The organism is Sphingomonas sp. Leaf20 (assembly GCF_001421535.1).
Classification (GTDB): Bacteria; Pseudomonadota; Alphaproteobacteria; order Sphingomonadales; family Sphingomonadaceae; genus Sphingomonas.
Map to the genome: position 1 here is coordinate 153070 of NZ_LMKN01000008.1, position 22414 is coordinate 175483.

The 22414-nt window shown below is 67.3% G+C and carries 17 protein-coding genes; 12 read left to right on the forward strand and 5 right to left on the reverse strand.

All coding sequences use genetic code 11. The features are described from left to right. Positions 1–89: 89 nt before the first annotated feature. Positions 90–398 carry a glycine zipper 2TM domain-containing protein gene (locus ASE72_RS09020; protein WP_200916220.1) on the reverse strand — a complete coding sequence of 103 codons (309 nt, stop codon included), beginning with the start codon at positions 396–398 and terminating at the stop codon, positions 90–92. Positions 399–641: 243 nt separating this feature from the next. On the opposite strand from ASE72_RS09020, the gene ASE72_RS09025 reads away from it, so the two are divergent. Next, the gene (locus ASE72_RS09025) at positions 642–1289 is read left to right on the forward strand and encodes a trimeric intracellular cation channel family protein (RefSeq protein WP_056022027.1); all 648 of its coding nucleotides are present in this window, start codon (positions 642–644) and stop codon (positions 1287–1289) included. Positions 1290–1297: 8 nt separating this feature from the next. Here ASE72_RS09025 and sppA read toward each other — a convergent pair whose 3' ends face one another. After that, a complete protein-coding gene (sppA, locus tag ASE72_RS09030) occupies positions 1298–3172 on the reverse strand; it encodes a signal peptide peptidase SppA (RefSeq protein WP_056019887.1) in 1875 nt (624 codons plus the stop codon). Between the two features lie 538 nt (positions 3173–3710). Here sppA and ASE72_RS09040 point away from each other — a divergent pair. From ASE72_RS09040 to groL, 3 genes are all read left to right on the forward strand, one after another. Then, complete coding sequence (locus ASE72_RS09040; RefSeq protein WP_327196467.1) at positions 3711–5108, forward strand: MATE family efflux transporter; 1398 nt, start codon at positions 3711–3713, stop codon at positions 5106–5108. A 140-nt stretch (positions 5109–5248) separates the two neighbouring features. After that, positions 5249–5536, forward strand: coding sequence for a co-chaperone GroES (gene groES / locus ASE72_RS09045; protein ID WP_056022032.1), 288 nt, complete (start codon positions 5249–5251; stop codon positions 5534–5536). Positions 5537–5635: 99 nt separating this feature from the next. Further along, positions 5636–7282 (forward strand): chaperonin GroEL, encoded by a 1647-nt coding sequence (gene groL, locus ASE72_RS09050; RefSeq protein WP_055873865.1) that lies wholly within the window; start codon positions 5636–5638, stop codon positions 7280–7282. Positions 7283–7480: 198 nt separating this feature from the next. Here the strand turns inward: groL and ASE72_RS09055 are convergent, their stop codons facing one another. After that, on the reverse strand, positions 7481–8575 hold the full coding sequence (locus tag ASE72_RS09055; protein WP_082445921.1) for a mannose-1-phosphate guanylyltransferase/mannose-6-phosphate isomerase: 1095 nt from the start codon (positions 8573–8575) through the stop codon (positions 7481–7483). 143 nt (positions 8576–8718) lie between these two features. Between ASE72_RS09055 and ASE72_RS09060 the strand changes: the two genes are divergently transcribed. Genes ASE72_RS09060 through ASE72_RS09080 form a run of 5 tightly spaced genes read left to right on the forward strand, consistent with a single transcriptional unit; the run spans position 8719 to position 16453 of the window. Beyond that, a complete protein-coding gene (locus ASE72_RS09060; protein WP_056019896.1) occupies positions 8719–10107 on the forward strand; it encodes a TIGR03013 family XrtA/PEP-CTERM system glycosyltransferase in 1389 nt (462 codons plus the stop codon). Continuing rightward, positions 10086–12170 carry an XrtA/PEP-CTERM system histidine kinase PrsK gene (gene prsK / locus ASE72_RS09065; protein WP_156350333.1) on the forward strand — a complete coding sequence of 695 codons (2085 nt, stop codon included), beginning with the start codon at positions 10086–10088 and terminating at the stop codon, positions 12168–12170. The genes ASE72_RS09060 and prsK overlap by 22 nt, the downstream gene beginning before the upstream one ends. Continuing rightward, positions 12167–13540, forward strand: coding sequence for a PEP-CTERM-box response regulator transcription factor (gene prsR / locus ASE72_RS09070; protein WP_056019899.1), 1374 nt, complete (start codon positions 12167–12169; stop codon positions 13538–13540). The genes prsK and prsR overlap by 4 nt, the downstream gene beginning before the upstream one ends. Then, positions 13533–15587 (forward strand): tetratricopeptide repeat protein, encoded by a 2055-nt coding sequence (locus ASE72_RS09075; protein ID WP_056019902.1) that lies wholly within the window; start codon positions 13533–13535, stop codon positions 15585–15587. The genes prsR and ASE72_RS09075 overlap by 8 nt, the downstream gene beginning before the upstream one ends. Positions 15588–15625: 38 nt before the next feature. Continuing rightward, positions 15626–16453, forward strand: coding sequence for an ATP-binding protein (locus ASE72_RS09080; protein ID WP_056019905.1), 828 nt, complete (start codon positions 15626–15628; stop codon positions 16451–16453). 57 nt (positions 16454–16510) lie between these two features. On the opposite strand, the gene ASE72_RS09085 is transcribed toward ASE72_RS09080, so the two are convergent. Then, a complete protein-coding gene (locus tag ASE72_RS09085; protein WP_056019908.1) occupies positions 16511–16759 on the reverse strand; it encodes a hypothetical protein in 249 nt (82 codons plus the stop codon). Positions 16760–16847: 88 nt separating this feature from the next. After that, the gene (locus ASE72_RS09090) at positions 16848–18623 is read right to left on the reverse strand and encodes an ABC-F family ATP-binding cassette domain-containing protein (protein WP_056019911.1); all 1776 of its coding nucleotides are present in this window, start codon (positions 18621–18623) and stop codon (positions 16848–16850) included. 111 nt (positions 18624–18734) lie between these two features. On the opposite strand from ASE72_RS09090, the gene ASE72_RS09095 reads away from it, so the two are divergent. The 3 genes from ASE72_RS09095 (at position 18735) to ASE72_RS09105 (ending at position 21193) form a co-directional block, all read left to right on the forward strand. Further along, positions 18735–19058 (forward strand): hypothetical protein, encoded by a 324-nt coding sequence (locus ASE72_RS09095; protein WP_056022038.1) that lies wholly within the window; start codon positions 18735–18737, stop codon positions 19056–19058. A 52-nt stretch (positions 19059–19110) separates the two neighbouring features. Then, the gene (locus tag ASE72_RS09100) at positions 19111–19776 is read left to right on the forward strand and encodes a response regulator transcription factor (RefSeq protein WP_056022041.1); all 666 of its coding nucleotides are present in this window, start codon (positions 19111–19113) and stop codon (positions 19774–19776) included. Between the two features lie 106 nt (positions 19777–19882). Next, complete coding sequence (locus ASE72_RS09105; protein WP_082446000.1) at positions 19883–21193, forward strand: sensor histidine kinase; 1311 nt, start codon at positions 19883–19885, stop codon at positions 21191–21193. Positions 21194–22414: the final 1221 nt, after the last annotated feature.

Sequence of the window (22414 nt, forward strand, 5' to 3'; positions counted from 1 at the left end):
CCTTCCAGGACATGAAAAAGGGGCGCCGCGGTTTCCCGCGACACCCCTCCTCAACGCGCAACTCGCCAAATGGCGGCGCGTGATTTTATTTAGCGGCAACGACGGTTGTTGTTGCTGCTGCCCTTGTCGATCGCGCGACCGGCGAGCGCACCCGCGGCGGCACCGCCCAGCGTGCCGAGCGTACGGTCGCCGCGCGTATCGATCGTCCGGCCGAGCAGGGCGCCACCGACGCCGCCAATGATCGTACCCGTGGTACCGTTGTTCTTCTTGCAATAGACGCGGCCATCGCGCCCGCGCCACTCACGCTTGCCGCGCTGCGCATCCGCCGCCGAGATCGGCACTGCCATCGTCGGCAGGACAAGGGCGGTCGCGCTCAGTGCCATGATCAACTTACGCATCGTTTTTACTCCCATTTGAATGATCTGTTTGCGTAACGGTCGGACTTTACCGGCGGTTGCATGAACCCAAAACAACGTCGCGTTCATCCAGCGCAGTACGGGCCGCCCGCCAACTTATCCCCGCTATCCACAGGCGGTTTTCCACACGGCACGCCGGGGCGGACCAAAAAACGCGCAGGTCTCATCGGCGTCCAGTCGCGATCCCGGCTTGTGCGCGACGCGGGAGCGGGTACGCCGCTGTCCATGCTGCCCGTCGCCATCCTCCCGCCCGAAATCCTCCCCGCCGCCGCGCGCTGGCTCGATCTGGCCGGGCTCGCCGTGTTCGCTGCGTCGGGCGCCCTCGCCGCGGCCAAGCGCGGGCAGACCTTCGTCACGCTGATCTTCTTCGGACTCATCACCGGCGTCGGCGGCGGGACCGTTCGCGATCTGCTGATCGACGCGCCGGTGTTCTGGATCCACGACGCGCGGGCAGCGAGCATGTGCCTGTTCGTCGCGACGCTGATCTGGACGACGCCCGCGCGGTGGTGGCGCGACGAGGCGCTGGGCTGGTTCGACGCGGTCGGGCTCGCCGCCTATGCGGTCTTTGGCGCCGCCAAGGCGCTGGGCTACGGCGTTCCACCGGTGCCCGCGGCGCTGATGGGGGTGATCTCCGCCTGTGTCGGCGGGATCATCCGCGACGTGCTGGCGGGCGAGCCGTCGATCCTGATGCGCCCCGAACTCTACGTCACCGCCGCCGCGCTGGCGTCGGCGACCTATGTCATCCTCGTCCTGCTGGGGCTCCCAGTCGGCTGGTCCGCGGTGATCGCGGCGAGCGCAGGGTTCACCTTGCGCGCGCTCGCGATCCGCTATCACCTCGCGCTACCCGCCTATGCGGAGCGCGCCGACCCGTAAGCGACGCGTCAGAACCCGATCCGCGCGAGCAGCAGGTCGAGCAGCCGCGCGTCGCTGACATCGCCCGCGCTCGGGCCGATCCCGCCGCATTCGAGGCAGGTCGCCTGGATCGACCCCGCGCTCGCCAGCCGCTTCATGTCGCCCAGCGCGCGCGCGACCATCTGGCGACGCTCGACCGCGATCCGGCCAAAGGCGTCGCTGCCGGTGGTGGTGTCGTCATCGCCGGCATCGAAGTCGCTGGCGAGCCGCGCGAGGAAGCCCGGCGGCTTTTCGAGATATTCGGCATGCACCTTGGTCGGGTCGAGCCTGGCGCGCTTCGCCGCCTCGTCGATCGCGTCCTTCAGCGTGCCGAACCGGTCGACCAGTCCGATCTGGCGTGCGGTGCCGCCATCCCAGACACGGCCCTGCGCGATCGCATCGACGCGCGCCGGGCTGAGATGGCGCGATGCCGCGACGCGCGCGATGAACTGGCGATAGCCATTCTCGATCCCCGCCTGGATCAGCGTGTCGAACATCGGCGTGGTGCCGCCGACGATATCGGGCTGCCCCGACAGCGGCGTCGTCTTCACGCCGTCGGTGGTGATGCCGATCTTGGCGAGCGCATTCTCGAACGTCGGGATGATCCCGAAGATGCCGATCGACCCGGTGATCGTGCCCGGCTCGGCGAAGATCGCGTCCGCGGGGGTCGACACCCAATAGCCACCCGATGCCGCCATTCCGCCCATCGAGACGACGACCGGCAGGCCCTTCTTCTTCGCCTCGAGGATCGCGAGCCTGATCTGCTCCGACGCCAGCACCGACCCGCCCGGCGAATCGACGCGCACGACCAGCGCCTTGAGGTTCTTCTTGGCCAGCCCGTCGAGCATCGCCTTCTCGATCGTCTTGCCCGCGGCGGTGCCCGCGCCGCCCTCGCCGTCGACGATGTTGCCCGCGACGGTCAGCACGCCGATCGCATCGCCCCCCGTCGGCAGCGGGTTCGCGCGGACCCAGGCGTCGTACGTGATCTTCGCATAGGCGCCGACCGGCTTGCCGGTCTCGACGCCGGCGATCTCGGCCACGCGTTTGCCGAACGCGGTCCGGTCGCCGAGCTTGTCGACGATCCCCGCGCGCAGGTTGGCGGTTGCGATATCGCCGTTGGTTGCCAGCACCGCGGCGTCGGGACGCGCGACGAATTGCGCGATCTGCGCTTTGGGCCGCGACTTGGCGACCGCCTCGCGCCACTGGTCGAACAGCGTGCCGTACAGCGCCTGGCTCGCGGCACGCGCGTCGTCGCTCTGGCTGGTGCGCGTATAGGGCTCGACGAACGACTTGTAGCGCCCGACGCGGTAGACGTGCGTGTTAACGCCGAGCTTGTCGATCAGCCCCTTGTAGAAGATCTGGTTGCCGCCCGGCCCCATGAAGAGCGTCCCGCCGAGCGGGTTGACCCAGATCTCGCTGGCATTCGCCGCCAGTCGGTATCCGCCATCGGTATAGGCGGTCGCATAGGCGAGCACGGGCTTCTTGGCGGCGCGGACGCGCGCGAGCGCATCGCCGATCTCGCCCAGCGCGGCGGGATAGGCGCCGGTGAACCCGTCGAGGTCGAGCACGACGGCCTTGACCCGGCTGTCGGTCCGCGCGGTATCGATCGCGCGGACGACGTCGCGCAGGCGGAACTGCTTGGGCGTGTTCTGTCCCGACAGCGACGCGAACGCGGCGGGCTCCGCGGGCTGCTCGACGATCGAGCCATCGAGGTCGAGCACCAGTGCGCCGTCCTTGATCGCCTTGGTCCCCGGCCGCGCGTTGAGCGCCGCGAAGACCAGACCGAAGAACAGCAGCATCGCGATCAGGACGAGCGCGTCCTTGATCCCGACCAACAGCTTCCATGCGCCGCGTACCAGCTTCACCTGCGTCTCCTCGTACCGGCCATGCCGGTTGATCCGATGCCGGCGATGCCGGTTTTGCCGCGACGATAGCCGTGTGTGTCATGCGGGAGCAATACGCTTATCCAATTCCGGGCCCAGCCGATCCGCGTGTCCTGCACCTGATTCACCGCAGCCATCCGGAAGCGCCACCCCCCACCGTCATCCTGACGAAAGTCAGGACCCAGAGCCAAGCAGGGCAGCGCTGCGTAACCCTGGATCCTGACTTTCGTCAGGATGACGGTGGAGGGGGCGGGACGAAAGCGCTCCTCCGCGCGCGCCGCACACCGCTCGCACCGGCCGACATGACCCTCACGGCCCGCCCCCACCCCGCCCCCGCGCCGTCACCGCAACATCTCCTGACCCACCCCCCCGTCATCCTGACGAAAGTCAGGATCCAGAACCCAGCAGGCCGACCCCGGCCCCGCGGCTCCCGACCAGTCACAACGGGTCGTCCACCCGGCGTCGCGCGCAGGGCATATCGCGGGTGCCTCCCTGCACAAATCCGGCTAGGGGCGAGCGGGTGATCGAACCCGTTCCCATCGCCACCGGTCCGGCGCCGGCCGACGCCCGCGCCGAATTCTACGCGTTGCTCCGGCTGGCCAGCCCGCTGGTCGGGGCGAACCTGATCCAGATGGCGGTGTCCGCGGTCGACGTGATCTTCGTCGCGCGGCTCGGCACGGTCGATCTTGCCGCCGCGACGCTCGGCGTGTTCGTCTTCAACCTGCTGATGTTCGCGCTGATCGGGCTGACCAGCGCGGCGGCGCCGCTGATCGCTGCCGAACTCGGCCGTCGCGCGCATGCGGTGCGTGAGGTTCGGCGCAGCGTGCGGATGGCGCTGTGGCTCGGCATCCTCGGCTCGCTCCCCGTTATCCTGGTCCTCACGCAGGGCGAAACGCTGATGCGGCTCGCCGGGCAGGACCCGGAGGTCGCGCGTCGCGCCGGCCGGTTCATGACGATCATCGCCTTTGCACTGCTGCCCGGCGTGCTCGCGGGCGTCATGCGCACCGCGGCGGCGGCGCTCGGCCGGCCGGGCTGGGCGTTTCTCGTCACCGGGCTGTCGCTGCTCGTCGGCATCGCGTGCAACTGGCTGCTGGTGTTCGGCAATCTCGGCTTCCCCGCGCTCGGGCTGGAGGGCTCGGCGCTCGCCAGCGTTGCCAGCCTCGGCGTGATGATGATCGCGTACGGCGTGATCCTGACGACCGACCGGCGGCTGCGGCGCTTCCACCTGTTCGGTCGCTGGTGGCGGACCGAATGGTCGCGCTTTCACGAGATCGTCCGGCTCGGCACGCCGATCATGCTGACCTGGATCTTCGAAGGCGCGCTGTTCGGCGGCGCGGCGCTGCTGATGGGGTTGATCGGCGTCGCCGAGGTCGCGGCGCATGCGATCGCGCTGAACATCGCCGCGGTCGCGTTCCAGGTGCCGTTCGGCGTCGCGCAGGCGGCGACGATCCGCGTCGGCATGGCGTATGGCGCACAGGACCGGGTCTGGATCGGCCGCGCGGGCAATGTCGCGCTGGTCGTCGGGATCGGCTTCATGGCGGCCAGCGCGCTGCTGATCTGGGCGGTGCCGCGGCTGATGATCGGCGTCTATGTCGATCCCGACCTGCCGCAGAACGCGGTCGTCGTCGCGCTCGCGCTGCGGTTCCTCGGCGTGGCCGCAGTGTTCCAGCTCGTCGACGGCGCGCAGGCGGTCGCGGCAGGCGTGCTGCGCGGGTTGCAGGATACCCGGACGCCGATGCTGATCGCGCTGTTCGGCTATTGGGTGATCGGCTTCGGCACCGCGATCCTGCTCGGCTTCCGCACGCCGCTTTCAGGCGAGGGGGTGTGGTGGGGGCTGTTCGCGGGCCTTGCGGTGGTATCGGTGCTGCTGCTGTGGCGCTGGTCGCGACGCGAGCGGCTTGGGCTCGTCTCGGCCTGACCCGCGGATTGTACCGATTGACGCGATTTTCGTTTCGACGCCCGTTGACGATGGTCGGGGGGCGGCACATATGACGGCTGTTGGCACTCGATATCGTCGAGTGCCAGAAATCTGTCACAAACCTAAAGGACATGGATCCCATGAACTTTCGTCCGTTGCACGACCGCGTGCTGGTGAAGCGCCTCGAAGCCGAAGAGAAGACGGCTGGCGGCATCATCATCCCCGACACCGCCAAGGAAAAGCCGCAGGAAGGCGAAGTCGTCGCCATCGGCACCGGCACCCGCGCCGAGAACGGCACGATCACGCCGCTCGACGTCAAGGCCGGCGACAAGATCCTGTTCGGCAAGTGGTCGGGCACCGAGGTCAAGGTGAACGGTGAGGACCTCCTCATCATGAAGGAATCGGACATCCTCGGGATCGTCGGCTAACCACCTTCCCGTCGCCCCGGCGCAAGCTGGGGTCTCCCAATTACTGCAAGACCCCGGCGTCCGCTGGGGTGACGCAAAAATTCTGAAAGGGCAGCTGACATGGCTTCCAAGGACGTAAAATTCGGTCGTGACGCGCGTGAGCGCATCCTCCGCGGCGTCGACATCCTCGCCGACGCGGTCAAGGTGACCTTGGGCCCCAAGGGCCGCAACGTCGTCATCGACAAGAGCTTCGGCGCACCGCGCATCACCAAGGACGGCGTCACCGTCGCCAAGGAAATCGAGCTCAAGGACAAGTTCGAGAACATGGGCGCGCAGATGCTGCGCGAAGTGGCCTCGAAGACCAACGACATCGCCGGTGACGGCACCACCACGGCAACTGTTCTTGCTCAGGCCATCGTCCGCGAGGGCATGAAGTCGGTCGCGGCGGGCATGAACCCGATGGACCTCAAGCGCGGCATCGATCTCGCCGTCGTCAAGGTCGTCGAGGACGTCAAGGCGCGTTCGAAGCCGGTTTCGGGTTCGAAGGAAGTGGCGCAGGTCGGCATCATCTCGGCCAACGGCGACCGTGAAGTCGGCGAGAAGATCGCCGAAGCCATGGAGAAGGTCGGCAAGGAAGGCGTGATCACCGTCGAGGAGGCCAAGGGTCTCGAATTCGAGCTCGACGTCGTCGAAGGCATGCAGTTCGACCGCGGCTATCTCTCGCCCTACTTCATCACCAACCCCGAGAAGATGACCGTCGAGCTTCAGGATCCCTACATCCTGATCCACGAGAAGAAGCTCAGCAACCTGCAGGCGATGCTCCCGATCCTGGAAGCCGTCGTTCAGTCGGGTCGTCCGCTCCTGATCATCGCCGAGGACATCGAGGGTGAGGCACTCGCCACGCTCGTCGTCAACAAGCTGCGCGGCGGCCTGAAGGTCGCAGCGGTCAAGGCACCGGGCTTCGGCGATCGTCGCAAGGCGATGCTCGAGGACATCGCGATCCTGACCAAGGGCGAGATGATCTCGGAAGACCTCGGCATCAAGCTCGAGACCGTCACGCTCGGCATGCTCGGCACCGCCAAGCGCGTCACGATCGACAAGGACAACACCGTCATCGTCGACGGTGCCGGCGATCATGACTCGATCAAGGGCCGCACCGAAGCGATCCGTCAGCAGATCGAGAACACGACCAGCGACTATGACAAGGAGAAGCTCCAGGAGCGTCTCGCCAAGCTCGCCGGTGGCGTTGCGGTGATCAAGGTCGGCGGTTCGTCGGAAGTCGAAGTCAAGGAGCGCAAGGATCGTGTCGACGACGCGCTGCACGCAACCCGCGCAGCCGTCGAAGAGGGCATCGTCCCCGGTGGTGGTACGGCGCTGCTGTACGCGACCAAGGTCCTCGACGGCCTGACCGGTGCGAACGAAGACCAGACGCGCGGTATCGACATCGTCCGCAAGTCGCTGACGGCTCTGGTTCGCCAGATCGCGCAGAATGCGGGTCATGACGGTGCGGTGGTTTCGGGCAAGCTGCTCGACGGCAACGACTCGAACATCGGCTTCAACGCCGCGACCGACACCTACGAGAACCTGGTGGAAGCCGGCGTGATCGATCCGACCAAGGTCGTCCGCACCGCGCTGCAGAACGCAGCATCGGTCGCAGGCCTCCTGATCACGACCGAAGCGGCCGTGAGCGAAATGGCCGAAGACAAGCCCGCCATGCCCATGGGCGGCGGCGGCGGCATGGGCGGCATGGGCGGCATGGACTTCTGATCTTGGACCGGGGCAGGGCAACCTGCCCCGGACACAAGATCAGGACGGCCGGCGGGCTGGGCGGCGAAAGCCCCCAGTCCCGTCCGACGAAAAGGGCCGGCTTTGCCGGTCCTCCGTTCCGACCAAGACGACCCAAAGCAAAAGGGCCGGGGATCGCTCCCCGGCCCTTTGTCCGTTTCGAGTATTGGCGAAGAGGCCTCAGCGGTCCTTCATCGCCGCGATCAGCTTCTTCACTTCCTGGCTGCGACCGCGCGGCATGATCAGCACGTCGTTGCCGCTCGCCACCACGATCAGGTCCTCGACCCCGACGAGCGCGACCTTGACGCCGTCGCTGCGCACCAGGCAGTTCTTCGTATCGATCGCCAGCACGCTGCCATCGCCATCGCCGCGATGCGCATTGCCATGCTCGTCACGCTCGCTGATCGCGTGCAGCGCGTCCCAGCTGCCGACGTCGTTCCAGCCCATCGCCACTGGTATCACCGCGACGCGGTCCGCCTTTTCCATCACGGCATAGTCGATCGAGTCATCGGGCGACGCCGCAAAGGCCTCGGCATCCGGATAGATCCGCGTGCCTTCGCGGCGGGCGAGCCTCATCGCATCGGTCGTCGCGACCAAGATACCGGGATCATGCTGCGCGAGCGCGGCGAGATAGGCGTCGGCGCGGAACAGGAAGATGCCGCCATTCCAGGCATGATCGCCCGAGGCGAGCATCGCCTGCGCCTTATCGAGCGGCGGCTTTTCGACGAACCGCGCGACGCGGTGGACGCCCGCGGCCAGTTCCTCGCCGACCTGGATCCAGCCATAGCCGATCTCGGGTGCGTCGGGCGCGATGCCGAACGTCACCAGCCAGCCCTGCGCGACCATCGGTAACGCCGCGGCGATCGCGGCGTGGAAGGCGGGCAGGTCGGCGATGACGTGATCGGACGGCATGACGAGCAGCGCATCGCCGCTGCCGGCACCCGTCTCACCCGCGGCGATCGCCGCCAGCGCGATCGCCGGCGCGGTGTTGCGCCCCGTCGGTTCGAGGATCAGCGCCTGCGCCTCGGCACCTGCGGTCTTCAGCTGCTCCTCGACCAGATCGGCATGCGCGGCATTCGCCACGACGATCGGCGCGGCGAAGCGTTCGCCCCGGGCGCGGCCCGCGGTCAGTTGCAGCATGCTTTCTTCGGCGGTAAGCGCAAGCATCTGCTTGGGCATCTCGGGTCGCGACATCGGCCACAGCCGTGTTCCGGAGCCGCCTGACAGAATCACCGGAATAATCGTTCGAACCGTCATGCATCCTCCATCGGCCATGACCTATAACGGCCATTCCGGCCCTGCCAATCGTCAAGCCCGCCAGCTTCGGATCATATTCAGAGTTTGTTGGTGAAATTCTGTCAAACGAACGCCCACGTGTCGGTTGCGTTTACAGACACCCTGTCGGGATGCGCCAAGCCATGGTCAGGCTCTTCAAACATTACGTCCCCTATGCGGTCCTGCTGCTTGGCTTTGTCGACGCGATTCTCCTGATCTGCGCCGCCGAGATCGGCTGGGTCGTTCGCGCCCGGCAGATCGGGATGGAGGTCGAGCCGATATCGACGCGCATCGCACAACTGGTGACGTTTGCCGCCTCGCTGCAGATCGCGCTGATTGCGGTGGGGGCCTATGGTGTGGCGTCGTTCCTGTCGTTGCGGTTCGCCGCGGCACGTCTTGCCGTCGCGTTCTCGCTGGGCGTCATCTTCCTGTCGCTCATCTTCTTTCTGGTACCGGCATTGACGTTCTGGCGGTCGAACCTCCTGTACGCGACGGTGATCGCAGCGGTGCTGCTGGTGACGGTACGGGCCGTGCTCGGGCGGGCCTTTGGCGGCGATACGTTCAAGCGGCGCATCATCGTGCTGGGCGCAGGTAGGCGGGCGGCGCGGATACGGGCACTTTCCGAACAGCCGGGCATCAACTTCGTCGTGGCCGGGTTCGTCGCGATGGGCGAACCCGGCGCGGTGATTGACGGCGCGATTCCCCGCGAGGACATTCCCAATCTTTCGGCGCACATCGTCGATCACAATGCGAGCGAAGTCGTGCTCGCGCTCGAGGAGCGGCGTAACGCGCTGCCGCTGAAGGACCTGCTGCGCGTCCGGACGACCGGCGTCCAGGTCAGCGAGATCTCGAGCTTTCTCGAGCGCGAGACCGGGCGGATCGATCTCAACAGCGTCAACCCGTCCTGGCTGATCTTCTCCGACGGGTTTGCGAGCGGGCGGATGTTGTCGAGCGTGTTCAAGCGGGCGTTCGATATCGTCGCCAGCCTGATCCTGCTTACGATCACGCTCCCGGTGATCCTGCTGACGGCGCTGGCGATCAAGGCGGAGTCGCGGGGGCCGGCCTTTTACAGGCAGCGGCGCGTCGGGCTGTACAATCAGGATTTCGACATCCTGAAGCTTCGATCGATGCGGCAGGATGCGGAGGTTGCGGGCGAAGCGGTATGGGCGGCGGAGCAGGATCCGCGGATCACGCGCATCGGCCGGCTGATCCGCAAGGTGCGGATCGACGAGCTGCCGCAGACATGGACCGTGCTGCGCGGGGAGATGAGTTTCGTCGGCCCGCGCCCCGAACGGCCGCAGTTCGTCGACCAGCTCGAGGAGCAGTTACCCTATTATGCCGAGCGGCACATGGTGAAGCCGGGCATCACTGGCTGGGCGCAGATCAACTATCCCTATGGCGCGTCGATCGACGATGCCCGGCACAAGCTCGAATATGACCTTTACTACGCCAAGAACTATTCGCCGTTTCTCGACATGCTGATCCTGTTGCAGACGCTTCGGGTGGTGATTTGGCCGGGCGGGGCGCGGTGATGATGGCGGCGGGAATATTGTGGAGCCACGCGTTTGCGGGGCTGTTGTTCGGGCTGCTGGCGGTCATGCAGGCGCGGCGTCCGGCGGGGACCTGGCCGCGCGCGGCGTTCGTCGCGGCGCTGGGGTTGAGCGCGTTATGCGCGCTCGCGGTGTCCGGGATCGGCGCGGGCGACGTCAGCACGCGGATCGCCGAGAGCGCGCGCAACATCGCCTGGCTGGGCTTCATGTTCGCGCTGGCGCGACGCGACCGGGCCGCCACGCTCGCGCTGAGCGCAGTGTATGTCGCTGTAATCGCAACCGCGGTGATCGCCGCGGGGATGGCCGTCGTCGCGCTGGTGCCGATGCCCGAGAGCGCGCTCGCCGCGCTCGACAGCGCGCGGCTGGTCTTCGGGATGATGGTCGCGGTCAGCGCGCTCGTCCTCGTCAACCACCTCTATCAGGCGCATGCCGCCGCCGCTGTGGGCGCGGGTCGGATACGCCTCGTCCTGATCGCGCTGGGGGTGCTGTGGACGGTCGATCTCGTGACGTTCGGGGTGAGTTTGATAGGGACGACACAGGCCGGTGCAGTGATGCTGACCCGGGGCCTGGTGATGATCGGAGTGGCGTTGGCGCTGCTCGTCGCGGTCAATCGCAGCGGCGATGCACCGCTGGCGCTGTCGCGGCCGATTGCGACCCGCTCGCTCGGCGCGATCGCGCTGATCCTCTATGGCGGGATGACGCTGGTCGCGACGCAGGTCGCGGACAGCTATGCCGGGCCCTATGCGCGCCTCGTCCAGACCGCGATCATCTGCGGATCGACCGCCGCGCTGCTGACGCTGCTGGCGACGCCGTGGCTGCGCGCCTGGACGCAGGTCACGGTCGCCAAGCACCTGTTCCGGCATCGCTACGACTACCGCGCCGAGTGGCAGCGCTTTACCGACACGCTCGGATCGCCGGGCCGGACCGCCGAGACGCTGGAATGCCGCGTCATCAAGGCGGTCGCGGACATCACCGCATCGCCTGCGGGGCTGTTGCTGGTAGCCGATGGCGATCGCGACGGCGCGCTGCGTACGGCGACCGGCTGGAACTGGGCGCATGGGGGGCATGACGCCGATCCCGACGCCGCGGTCGCGCTGGACCTGCACGAACGCGCGCACATCGTCGAACTCGATTCGATCCGCAACGGCAGCGCCCCCGACGAGACGCGGTCGCGCATCCCCGGCTGGCTGCTCGCGTGTCGTGAGGCGTGGGCGATCGTCCCGCTGGTCCACGGCGGCACGATGGTCGGGGCGATCGTGCTCGCGCGGCCGCCCGTCGACCGCTCGCTCGACTGGGAGGATTTCGACCTGTTGCGCGTCGCGGGCCGCCAGGCCGCGAGCTATCTGGCGGAGGATCGCGCGCACAGCGCACTCGCCGATGCGCAGCGCTTCGACGAGTTCAACCGCCGCTTCGCGTTCATCCTCCACGACATCAAGAACCTCGTCAGCCAGCTGAGCCTGGTCGCGCGCAACGCCGAACGCCATGCCGAAAACCCGGAATTCCGCGTCGACATGATCGCGACGTTGAAGGAATCCGCGGACCGCATGAACATCCTGCTCGCGCGCCTGTCGCAGCATCATGTCACGCGCGACGAACCGGTGCAGCCGATCGAGGTCGGCGCGCTGATCGAACGCGTCGCGGCAACGCACCGGCTGCTGCACCCCGTCACGACGCGGGTATCGGCGGCGACGTTCGCGACCGCGCAGGCGGGGCGGCTCGAACAGGTGCTCGGGCATCTCGTCCAGAACGCGATCGAGGCGAGTGCGGCGGGGGACGCGGTCCTGCTGTCGGTCGAGACGGCCGGGCGCTCGGTCGTCGTCGACGTCGTCGATCACGGGTGCGGGATGAGCGCGGGGTTCGTCCGCGACCAGCTGTTCAAGCCGTTCGTCTCGTCCAAGCCGACGGGGTTCGGGATCGGGGCTTGCGAGGCGCTGCAACTCGTGCGCGAGATGCGCGGAACGCTGGAGGTGAACAGCCATGAGGGAGAGGGGACGCGGTTCCGCATCCGCCTGCCGATCGCGGACGTGATGGAGGTAGCGGCATGAGCGGCGACGGGTCTTCGGGCGGGGCGCGGCCGGTCTTGCTGATCGTCGAGGACGATATCGGACTGCAGCGTCAGCTGCGCTGGGTGTATGACGGCTATGAGATCGTCGTTGCGAGCGACCGGGCGCAGGCGATCGACGCGGTCCGCGCGCATGAGCCCGCGGTCGTCACGCTCGACCTCGGCCTGCCACCCGATCCCGACGGCGTGACCGAAGGCTTTGCAACGCTGCGCGAAATCCTCGCGCTCAAACCCGATACCAAGGTCATCGTCGCATCGGGGCACGGTGCCCGGCAAAGCGCGCTGACCGCGATCGCCGACGGCGCCTGGGATTTCTATGCCAAGCCGATCGATATCGATGCGCTCGGACTGATCGTCGCACGCGCGTTCCACGTCCATGCGCTCGAAGCGGAAAACCGGCGGCTCGCGGCGCGCAACGCCAATGCGGGCTTTGGCGGCCTGATCGCGGCGTCGCCCGAAATGGCGGCGGTGACGCGGACGCTGGAGCGGGTCGCGCCCGCCGATGTCTCAGTGATGCTGCTCGGTGCGAGCGGGACGGGCAAGGAACTGCTGGCGCGCGGGCTGCACGATGCATCGCCGCGCGCGCAGGGCCGGTTCGTCGCGATCAACTGCGCCGCGATTCCCGAGACGCTGCTCGAAAGCGAGCTGTTCGGGCACGAGAAGGGCGCGTTCACGGGCGCGATCAAGACGACCGAGGGGAAGATCGAACAGGCCGCGGGCGGCACGCTGTTCCTCGACGAGATCGGTGACGTTCCGCTCGCGTTGCAGGTCAAGCTTCTGCGATTCCTGCAAGAACGGGTGATCGAGCGCGTCGGCGGGCGCAAGGCGATCGCCGTCGACACGCGGATCGTCTGCGCAACGCATCAGAATGTCGACGCGATGGTCGCGGCGGGGCGGTTTCGCGAGGATCTCTATTACCGGCTCGCCGAGATCGTCGTCCGGATTCCGACGCTCGCCGAACGCAGCGGCGATGCAGGCGTGCTGGCGCGTCACTTCATCCTCAAACATGCCAAGGCGATGAACACAGGGGTGACCGGCCTCGCCGCCGATGCGCGCGCCGCGATCGACGGCTGGGGCTGGCCCGGCAACGTCCGCGAGCTCGAAAACCGGATCAAGCGCGCGGTGATCATGGCGGACGGCAAGCTGATCACCGCAGCCGATCTCGATCTCGACAGCACCGCCGACGACGCGGATGCGCTGAACCTGCGCGCGGCGCGCGAGGTCGCCGACCGCGAGGCGATCCGCCGTGCGCTGGCGCGTGCCGAGGGCAACATCTCGGGCGCGGCGCGGATGCTGGGGATCAGTCGGCCGACGCTGTACGATCTGCTCAAAAGCTATGACCTGCATGGCTGACACGCCGTATCCCCTGCTCCGGCGGAAGCGCGTCGTCCGGTGGACGCGCGTCTTCACGCCGATGCGGCTGCGGTTGCTGGCGATCGCGCTGCTCGCGCTCGTGGTCGTCGCGGGCGTTGCGGTTCTGGCGACGCGGAGCCCCAAAGTGGGTGCGCGAACGGCGCTCGCCGATGCGCGCACGACGCTGGCCGCGGGCAATTACAGCGCGGCGCGGCGCAATGCACAGGCCGCGATCGGCGCCGCACCCGCGATGGCGATCGCGCACGCCGTGCTTGCACGCGCCGACCTCGAGCTTGGCGACGGTCTGGCGGCAGAGGCCGAACTCGTGCGCGCCCGTGACACCGGGGTCGCGGCGGACCGGCTCTATCATCTGCAGGCGCGGGCGCGCCTCCTCCAGGCGGATCCCGCCGGCGCGATCGACGCGGCCGACCAGGCGGGGCCGCGCTACGCCGCTGAGGCACAACGCGTTCGTGCGCAGGCGATGGCGGCGCAGGGTGATACCGTGGCGGCGCGGGCGATCCTGCGGCGGCAGGTCGAAGAACAGCCCCGCGACGGTGCGGGCTGGACCGCGCTCGGCCGGCTGGCGCTGAACGCGGGGGACGTCGGGAGCGCCGCCGCCGCCGCGGCGCAGGCGGTGGCGTTGCTGCCACGCGAGCCCGCCGCGCTGACGATGCAGGGCGAGGTGATACGGCTGCGGTACGGCCTGATCGCGGCGTTGCCGTGGTTCGAGCGCGCGTTGGCGACCGATGCCTATTATCACCCCGCGCTGATCGAATATGCGGCGACGCTGGGCGATGCCGGGCGCTATGCCGAGATGCTCGCGGCGACGCGGCGCGCCCAGCTGGCGCGGCCGGGAAGTCCGCAGGCGCTGTACCTGCAGGCGGTCCTCGCCGCGCGCGCCGGGCGGATCGAGCTCGCGCGGTCGTTGTTGCAGAAGACCGGCGGCGCGATCGACGGCCTGCCCGGTGCGATCCTGCTCAGCGGGTCGCTCGACTATGCCGAGGGCAAGTTCGAACAGGCGAGCGCGATGTGGCGCGGCCTGGCACGGCAGCAGCCGCTGAACGTCGGCGTCCGCCGGCTGCTCGGTGCGGCATTGCTCCGGTCGGGGGATCCGCGTGCGGCGCTCGACATGCTCCGACCGATCGGTGCGCGCGGCGATGCGGACAGCTATGCGCTGACGCTGCTCGCGCGCGCGCTTGGCGCCGTTGCCGAGACCCCCGACGATGCGGCGGCGGTGGCGGCGTATCTCGACCGCGCCGGTCGCGCCACCACGGGTGCGTCCGAGCCGTTCTGGATCGACGACCAGATCGGCACGCTCGAGGCCGATGTCGCACGCACCCCCGACGTGCCGAGCCTGATGCTCGCAGCGATACGCGGTCGTGCGCAGGCGGGCGATCATGCCGGTGCGATTGCCCGTGCGCGGACGCTGGCCGCTGCAAGTCCCGGGGCGCCCGCCGCGCTGCTCGCGCTGGGGGACGCGCTGAGCGTGGCGGGGCGTTACCGCGAGGCGGCACCGGTCTACGTGCGGGCGGCCAACCTGCGGTTCGACGAGCCGGTGATGCTGCGACTGGTCGATGCGCTCGGGCGGGCGGGACAGGCCGAGCAGGCTGCGACCGCGCTGGCGCTTTATCTGTCACAGAACCCGCAGAGCGTTGCCGCGCGGCGGGTCCTCGGCCGACTGCAGCTCGGGGCGGGGCAGGCGGCGGCGGCGATCGAGACGCTCGAAGCCGTTCGGCACCAGCTCGGCAACCGCGATGCGCTGCTGCTGGCGGATCTGTCGCGTGCCTATGGCGCGGTGGCGGCGCGCGAGGGCGAGGATGGCGAGGATGGCGGGGGGGCGGATGCGGTCGCGCTGCGCTATGCACGCGCCGCCTATGCGCTCGCGCCGATGAATGCGGCAGTGGTGGATGCCTATGGCGTCGCGCTGGCAGCGGACGTCGAGGCGGGCCCGACGGCACGCGACGGCGCGCGGCAGCTTCTCGAGAAGGCGGCAAGGCTCGCGCCTGGCGACGGGGTGATCGCCTCCCATCTGGCGGAACTGCGCTGACGCTTGTGTGATCCGGCGCGCGTCGTCACTACCGCGCGATGACCGATCCCCTCGACCGTATCGCGGCTGCTCTCGAGCGGCTGTCCCCGCCACCCCCTCCCATGGTCGATCTGTGCGCGCACCCGGCCTATGTCTGGCGTGAGGGCGTGCTCGACGTCGCTCGCGGCTTTGCGCCGGTGCCGCTCGACCTGCTGGTCGGGATCGACCGGCAAAAGGCGGCGCTGCTCGAGACGCTGGGGCGACTGGCGCGCGGGCATGCGGCGCATGACGTGTTGCTGTGGGGCGCGCGCGGGACGGGGAAGTCGGCGCTCGTCAAGAGCGCGGTGGCGGCGGTGCAGGCGGATGCGGATGCCGGGCTGCCTGCCGGTGCGGGTCTTGCGATCGTCGAGGTGTTCGACGTGCGGACGCTCCCCGATCTGTTCGTGCGACTCGCAGGGGTCGCACGTCCGTTCGTCGTCTTCGTCGACGATCTGGGGTTCGAGGCACCGGGCGAGGCGCGGACGCTGCGATCGATGCTCGAGGGCGGGTCAGAGCCGCGCCCGAATAGCGTCCGGCTGGTCGTGACCGCGAACCGCCGGCACTTGGCGCCGCGCGACATCGCCGAGCAGGAAAGCGCGATCAATCCGCGCGATGCGGTGGACGATCATCTGGCGCTAGCGGATCGGTTCGGGCTCAGCCTCGGCTTCCATGCGCTCGATCAGGACGGGTATCTGGCGATCGTCGCCGGCTATGCACAGCGTTACGGGCTTGCCCATGATCCCGCGGAGGCGGTGAACTGGGCCACGCGCAGGGGCAGCCGCTCTGGGCGCGTCGCGTGGCAATATGTCGTCGATCTGGCCGGGCGTGCCGGGCGCGCCCTGCAATAGGCGGTATCGAGACAGGAAAAGTTGGGACCGGGGCCAGGCCCCGGTCCCGCAAACAGCTTAGTTGCTGTCCGAGTTGTCGTCGTCCTTGACGATGGCGATGACGCCGATCGCAACAACGCCAGCGCCGATCAGCGCTGCGAGGATGCCGCCACCAGCGAGCTCGCTCTTCTTCGACGTCGCCGTGCCGACGCGTGCGTTCGAAACCGACAGGCTCGAAGCAGGGTTGGCAGGTGCTGCAACGGCAGCAACCGAGGTCGACATCATGGCAAGCGCGAGGGCGCCACCGGTCAGGTTCTTAAGGTTCATAGAAATCTCCAAGACTTACAACTACGGTATGCTGCAACGCCGCAATGCCGTTCTGGTTCCCTATAGGAAAAAAGCGCGGAAGGCGAGCTTACCCTTCTGCCTGTTCGGCGAGCGTCAGCCAGCGCAGTTCGGCCGCCTCCTTCTCCGCCCGCGCCGCCTCGATCGCCGCGGTCAGGCGCGTGAACGTCGCATGATCGCGCATGTACAGATCGGGTGCGGCAAGCCTGGTCGCATCGGCGGCGATCTGCGCGTCGAGCGCCTCGATCCGCTTGGGGAGCAGCTCATAGTCGCGCTGATCCTTGTAGGTCAGCTTGGCGCGCGGTGCGGGGGCCGGCGGCGCGGTCGCGGCGACCTTCTTCGACGCGCGCTTGCCCGTCGTGGTCGAGGCGCGGCGCTTTTCCCAGTCCTCATACCCGCCCGCGACGACGTCGACCGTCCCCGAACCGTCGAGCCCGAGCGTGATCGTCACGGTCCGGTCGAGGAAATCGCGATCATGGCTGACGATCAGGACGGTGCCGTCATAATCGCCGATCACCTCCTGCAACAGGTCGAGCGTCTCGAGGTCGAGATCGTTGGTCGGCTCGTCGAGCACCAGCAGGTTGGACGGCTTGGCGAATTCGCGCGCGAGCAGCAGGCGTGACCGCTCGCCACCCGACAGCGACCCGATCTTCGCGTCGACCATGTTGGGGTCGAACAGGAAGTCCTTGAGATAGCCGTGGATATGCTTGCGCACGCCAAGCACGTCGATCCATTCGCCACCGTCGACCACGACTTCGCGCACCGTCTTCTCGGGCGCCATCAGGCTGCGCTGCTGGTCGATCACGACTGCGTCGAGCGTCTTGGCCAGCTTGATCGTGCCGCTGTCGGGCTCGATCTCGCCGGTGAGCAGCTTGAGGAGCGTCGACTTGCCCGCGCCGTTGCGGCCGACGATGCCGATCCGGTCGCCGCGCGTGACGCGCAACGTCAGGTCGCCGATGATCGTGCGGTCGCCATAGGATTTGGTGACGTTCTTCGCGTCGATCACGACCTTCGACTTGGTGTCGTCGCTGCTCGTGGTCAGGTTCGCCGAGCCCTGCGGTCCGATCATCGAGGCGCGTTCGGCGCGCATCTCGTGCAGCTTGGTCAGGCGGCCCTGGTTGCGCTTGCGGCGCCCGGTGACGCCGCGGAGCAGCCAATGCTCCTCCAGTTTCAGCCGTGCATCGAGCTTCTCGGCCTGGCGCTGTTCCTCGGCGTACACCTGTTCGGTCCACGCCTCGAACCCGCCGAAACCGATCTCCGCACGCCGGATCGCGCCGCGGTCGAGCCACAAGGTCTGCTTGGTGAGGCGCGTCAGGAAGGTACGGTCATGGCTGATCACGACGAACGCGCCGCGGAACCGCTTGAGCCAGTCCTCGATCCATTCGATCGCGCCGATGTCGAGATGGTTGGTCGGCTCGTCGAGCAGCAGCACGTCCGGGTCCTGCGCGAGCGCGCGGACGATCGCCGCGCGGCGACGCTCGCCGCCCGACGCCGAGCCCGCCTCGCGCGACAGGTCGATGCCGAGTTGGTCCGCGATCGAATCGGCCTCGTAGCTGACGGGGGCGTCGTCGCCCGCCATCACATAGTCGCGCAGCGTCGCGAAGCCGCGCAGGTCGGGTTCCTGCTCGAGGATCACGACGCGCGTGCCGGGGACGATCGTCCGGCGGCCCTCGTCGGCGATGACGCTCCCGCCCAGCAGCTTCAGCAGCGTGGTCTTGCCCGCGCCGTTGCGACCGATCAGCGCGAGCCGGTCGCGCGGGCCGATATGGATGTCGAGGTTGCGAAAGAGCCATCCCGACCCCTGGACGAGGCCGAGGTCTTCGAATGCTAAGATTGGTGCTGCCATGTCCGCGCCACGTAGGGGGGCCGAGTGATGCAGGCAAGTTACACTGTGCCATCGTCGTGCCGCGCACCGCCATTCACAGGCTGTTCAATGCCGGATGGCTATGCCACGCCAATGAAGATGCTGTTGTTTCTTGCAACCCTTGCCGCCTTTCCGATGACGATGCCGATGATCGCGGGTGTCGCCACGGCGCAGGCGCCCGATCAGCGGCGCGGCGACCAGCGGTCCGCGTTCGAAGCGCGCAAGACCGGACGGTCGCTGCCGCTGCGCGAAATCGAGGCGCGGGTGATCCCGACGATGCGGGGCGCGCAGTATATCGGTGTCGACTATGATTCCGGCAGCGCCATTTACACGCTCAAGTTCCTGCGCGATGGAACCGTGATCTGGGTCGATGTCGATGGTCGCACCGGCCAGATCGTCGGTCGTACGGATCGATGAGGAGTCGACCGGCGTCGCGTCGGTCGCGAGCATTTCAAGCGAGAGGATTATCATGCGCGTTCTGATCGTCGAGGACGAGCCGAATCTCGGGGCTCAGCTCAAGAACACCCTCGAAGGCGCCGGTTACGCGATCGATCTGGCGGTCGATGGCGAGGAAGGGCATTTCCTCGGGTCGACCGAGAATTACGACGCGGTCGTGCTCGATCTCGGCCTGCCCGAGGTCGACGGGCTGACCGTGCTCGATCGCTGGCGGAAAGAGGGCAAGGTGATGCCCGTGCTGGTGCTGACCGCGCGCGACAGCTGGTCGGACAAGGTTGCCGGGCTCGATGCGGGCGCCGACGACTATGTCGCCAAGCCGTTCCAGAGCGAGGAACTGATCGCCCGCCTGCGCGCGCTGATCCGTCGCGCGAGCGGCAACGCCTCGTCAGAGTTGACCGCGGGCGACATCCGCCTCGACACGCGCAGCGGCAAGGTCACGCGCGCGGGCGAGCCGGTGAAGCTGACCGCGCAGGAATACAAGCTGCTGAGCTATCTGCTCCACCACAAGGGCAAGGTCGTCAGCCGCACCGAGCTGATCGAGCATATCTACGACCAGGATTTCGACCGCGATTCGAACACGATCGAGGTGTTCGTGACGCGGATCCGCAAGAAGCTGGGTCAGGACGTGATCACGACGATCCGCGGTCTCGGCTACAGCCTCGAAGACCCCGACGCCTGATCTCCGCGATGCCGACGGGAGCCCGCGCGTGACCGATACGCCCGCCGTCGCGGTCGACCTGCCGTTGCACGTCCAGGCGCGCGCGAAGGGATCGCTGTCGCGGCGGATGATCCTGATCGCGGCGATCTGGATCACCGTGCTGTTGAGCGCGGGCGGCTATGCGCTTGACCGCGTGCTGGCGACCGCGGTGACGCGCAATTTCGACGACCAGCTCGAATATGTCCTGCGCTCGCTGCTGAGCTCGTCGGAGATCGGGCCGGAGGGCGAGGTGATCTTCACGCGCGACGCCGCGGCGGATCAGCGCTTCCTCGAACCCGGCTCGGGGCTCTACTGGCAGGTCTCGGGCGCAGGGCGCGAGGATTTCCCGTCGCGCTCGCTCTGGGATCGGCGGCTGGCGTTCGGGTCCGCGCACGACGACCGCAACGTGCACACCTACGACAGCAAGCAGTTCCACGATGAATCGCTGCGCATCGTCGAGCGCGACGTCGTGCTGCCCGGGTCGAAGATCCATTGGCGCTTCCAGGTCGCGCAGGCGCGCGACGGGCTCGATGCGCAGATCACGACGCTGCGGCGGACGCTGGTGCGCAGTTTCGCGTTGCTCGCGGTCGGGTTGATCGTGCTCGCGGCGCTGCAGACCTTCTACGGGCTGTGGCCGCTGCGCCGCGTGCGCGAGGAGATTGCGCGGATGCGCGCGGGGCAGTCGAACCGCGTGTCGAGCGCGATGCCGATCGAGGTCGCGCCGATGGTCGAGGAACTCAACGCGCTGATCGAGCATAACGAACGGCAGGCGGAGGAAGCGCGGCGCCACGCGGGCAATCTCGCGCATGCGCTCAAGACGCCGCTGACGGTGATCATGAACGCCGCGACCGCGCAGTCGGACGACCTGGCGGATACGGTGATCCGCGAAGCGCGGACGATGCGGCGCCAGGTCGACCATCATCTCGCGCGCGCGCGCGCGGTCGGTCGCAGGGGATCCGCGCACAGTCGCGCCGACGTCTGGCCGAGCCTCGAATCGGTCGAGCGCGCGGTCGCGCGTCTCTATCGCCACGTCCGGATCGACATCACGGGCGACAAGTCGCTCAAGGTGCATGTCGAACGCCAGGATCTCGACGAGATGCTCGGCAACCTGATCGAGAACGCCGCGAAATATGGTGGCGGGAGCGTGTTCGTGACGGTCGGCGCACAGGCGGGGTTCGTCGAGTTCCTGATCGAGGACGACGGGCTGGGCATCCCCGAGGAACAGCGCGTGCGCATCTTCGACCGCGGCGTCCGGCTGGATACGGGGAAGCCGGGGACCGGTCTCGGCATGGCGATCGTCCGCGATGTCGCCGAGATCTACGAGGGGACGGTCGGGCTTGAGGAGAGCGAGGACCTGGGCGGCCTGATGGTCCGGTTGCGGCTGCCCGCCGCCAGCTGACCGGTGTCGCATGGGGTCTGGGCTGGTGGTCGGAGATGCCGCTGGCGTGACGGTTTCCGCCCAGTAGCGGACGTTCCAGTGGCAGCTCGCAGTCTCGAACGCAGGCATCCGTTCATCACGATGATGCCAACACGGGCAGGCGTTGATGCAAAAATTAAAAGTTTTGCATCATTGTTTAGGTGGGCGCTTGGCTAGTCCGCCGGAGGTGCTCTGGTCTCCTACGAGACGTATAACCACCGAACTCCGCCCTCACGTTGCCATCCGTCGCGCGTCAATACGTACCGCGCCTCGTACGCACCACCGCAAAGCCAGGTACATTGATAATCGAAATGCACGGTAGCGGATTTTAAATCCGCGCTGAACGTCGGTGCGCTAATGGCGTATATGTAGGCGGAGCGGGGGGTGTACCCGGGCACAGGCCCGTGGATGCTTGCTCGCGCCTGAGCATCACTGGTGGCCTCTGAATAGCCGGCTGGTAACGCCTTTCTAAGTTTGGGACATGCGTAAATCAGACCACGTTGGTAATAATAATAATCAGCACTGATGCTCCCATCGATATCTGGGAGATCGCGGACAGCGACACGTCCGACTGCACAAATCACCGATTTCGTTGGTACAGCCGCCGCAACATCAGCAGCCATCAGGCTTAGCACCGATAAAAACACGTGATCGCTCCCATTGCGTAGCGAGATATCCGATACATCGAATTTGCATCAAGATCTGGTCGAATTTTGGCCGTTCTTGGCTGATGCGAAAATCACCGATTTCGCATCAGGCCAAGAACTGCAGGAAAATGAGTGCTTCGGCGATGCAAAAGACTGATGCATCTGAGATGCCCGTTCAGTGGCCGGTTTCCGAGGTGTGGCCTCCAAAGCGGAAGGTCCGCTTTCCACCAAATCCGGTCATTCCGCTTCCGCCCATTATTAGACGTACGGTCGTCTCGCACGGTCAACCGAAAGCGATCGTTCGCAGGGCTGGTTAGCCTTTTCCCGATCGTAGCCTGCATGTGCATTCGGTTGTTGATCGACGTGTCTCACCCTCAGCGTTCCATCCAACTGCCGTTGCTCGACGTCGCCTGATATGATCATCCTGAACTCACAGAGACTTATGTCAGTAGTAGATGCTGGTTGAATGGACTCTTCGGCAGGGTTGCAGCCTTGGCAATCGGGATCAAATATTACGCTGTAAAGAGCAGACTTGTCTTCTATGCGGGCCAACGGG

What these genes read in the sequence shown, in the direction of transcription:
- ASE72_RS09020 (WP_200916220.1), bottom strand. Translation starts at nt 398, where the DNA reads ATGCGTAAGTTGATCATGGCACTGAGCGCGACCGCCCTTGTCCTGCCG.
- ASE72_RS09025 (WP_056022027.1), top strand. Translation starts at nt 642, where the DNA reads ATGCTGCCCGTCGCCATCCTCCCGCCCGAAATCCTCCCCGCCGCCGCG.
- groES (WP_056022032.1), top strand. Translation starts at nt 5,249, where the DNA reads ATGAACTTTCGTCCGTTGCACGACCGCGTGCTGGTGAAGCGCCTCGAA.
- groL (WP_055873865.1), top strand. Translation starts at nt 5,636, where the DNA reads ATGGCTTCCAAGGACGTAAAATTCGGTCGTGACGCGCGTGAGCGCATC.
- ASE72_RS09055 (WP_082445921.1), bottom strand. Translation starts at nt 8,575, where the DNA reads ATGGCCGATGGAGGATGCATGACGGTTCGAACGATTATTCCGGTGATT.
- ASE72_RS09060 (WP_056019896.1), top strand. Translation starts at nt 8,719, where the DNA reads ATGGTCAGGCTCTTCAAACATTACGTCCCCTATGCGGTCCTGCTGCTT.
- prsR (WP_056019899.1), top strand. Translation starts at nt 12,167, where the DNA reads ATGAGCGGCGACGGGTCTTCGGGCGGGGCGCGGCCGGTCTTGCTGATC.
- ASE72_RS09075 (WP_056019902.1), top strand. Translation starts at nt 13,533, where the DNA reads ATGGCTGACACGCCGTATCCCCTGCTCCGGCGGAAGCGCGTCGTCCGG.
- ASE72_RS09080 (WP_056019905.1), top strand. Translation starts at nt 15,626, where the DNA reads ATGACCGATCCCCTCGACCGTATCGCGGCTGCTCTCGAGCGGCTGTCC.
- ASE72_RS09085 (WP_056019908.1), bottom strand. Translation starts at nt 16,759, where the DNA reads ATGAACCTTAAGAACCTGACCGGTGGCGCCCTCGCGCTTGCCATGATG.
- ASE72_RS09090 (WP_056019911.1), bottom strand. Translation starts at nt 18,623, where the DNA reads ATGGCAGCACCAATCTTAGCATTCGAAGACCTCGGCCTCGTCCAGGGG.
- ASE72_RS09095 (WP_056022038.1), top strand. Translation starts at nt 18,735, where the DNA reads ATGAAGATGCTGTTGTTTCTTGCAACCCTTGCCGCCTTTCCGATGACG.
- ASE72_RS09100 (WP_056022041.1), top strand. Translation starts at nt 19,111, where the DNA reads ATGCGCGTTCTGATCGTCGAGGACGAGCCGAATCTCGGGGCTCAGCTC.
- ASE72_RS09105 (WP_082446000.1), top strand. Translation starts at nt 19,883, where the DNA reads ATGATCCTGATCGCGGCGATCTGGATCACCGTGCTGTTGAGCGCGGGC.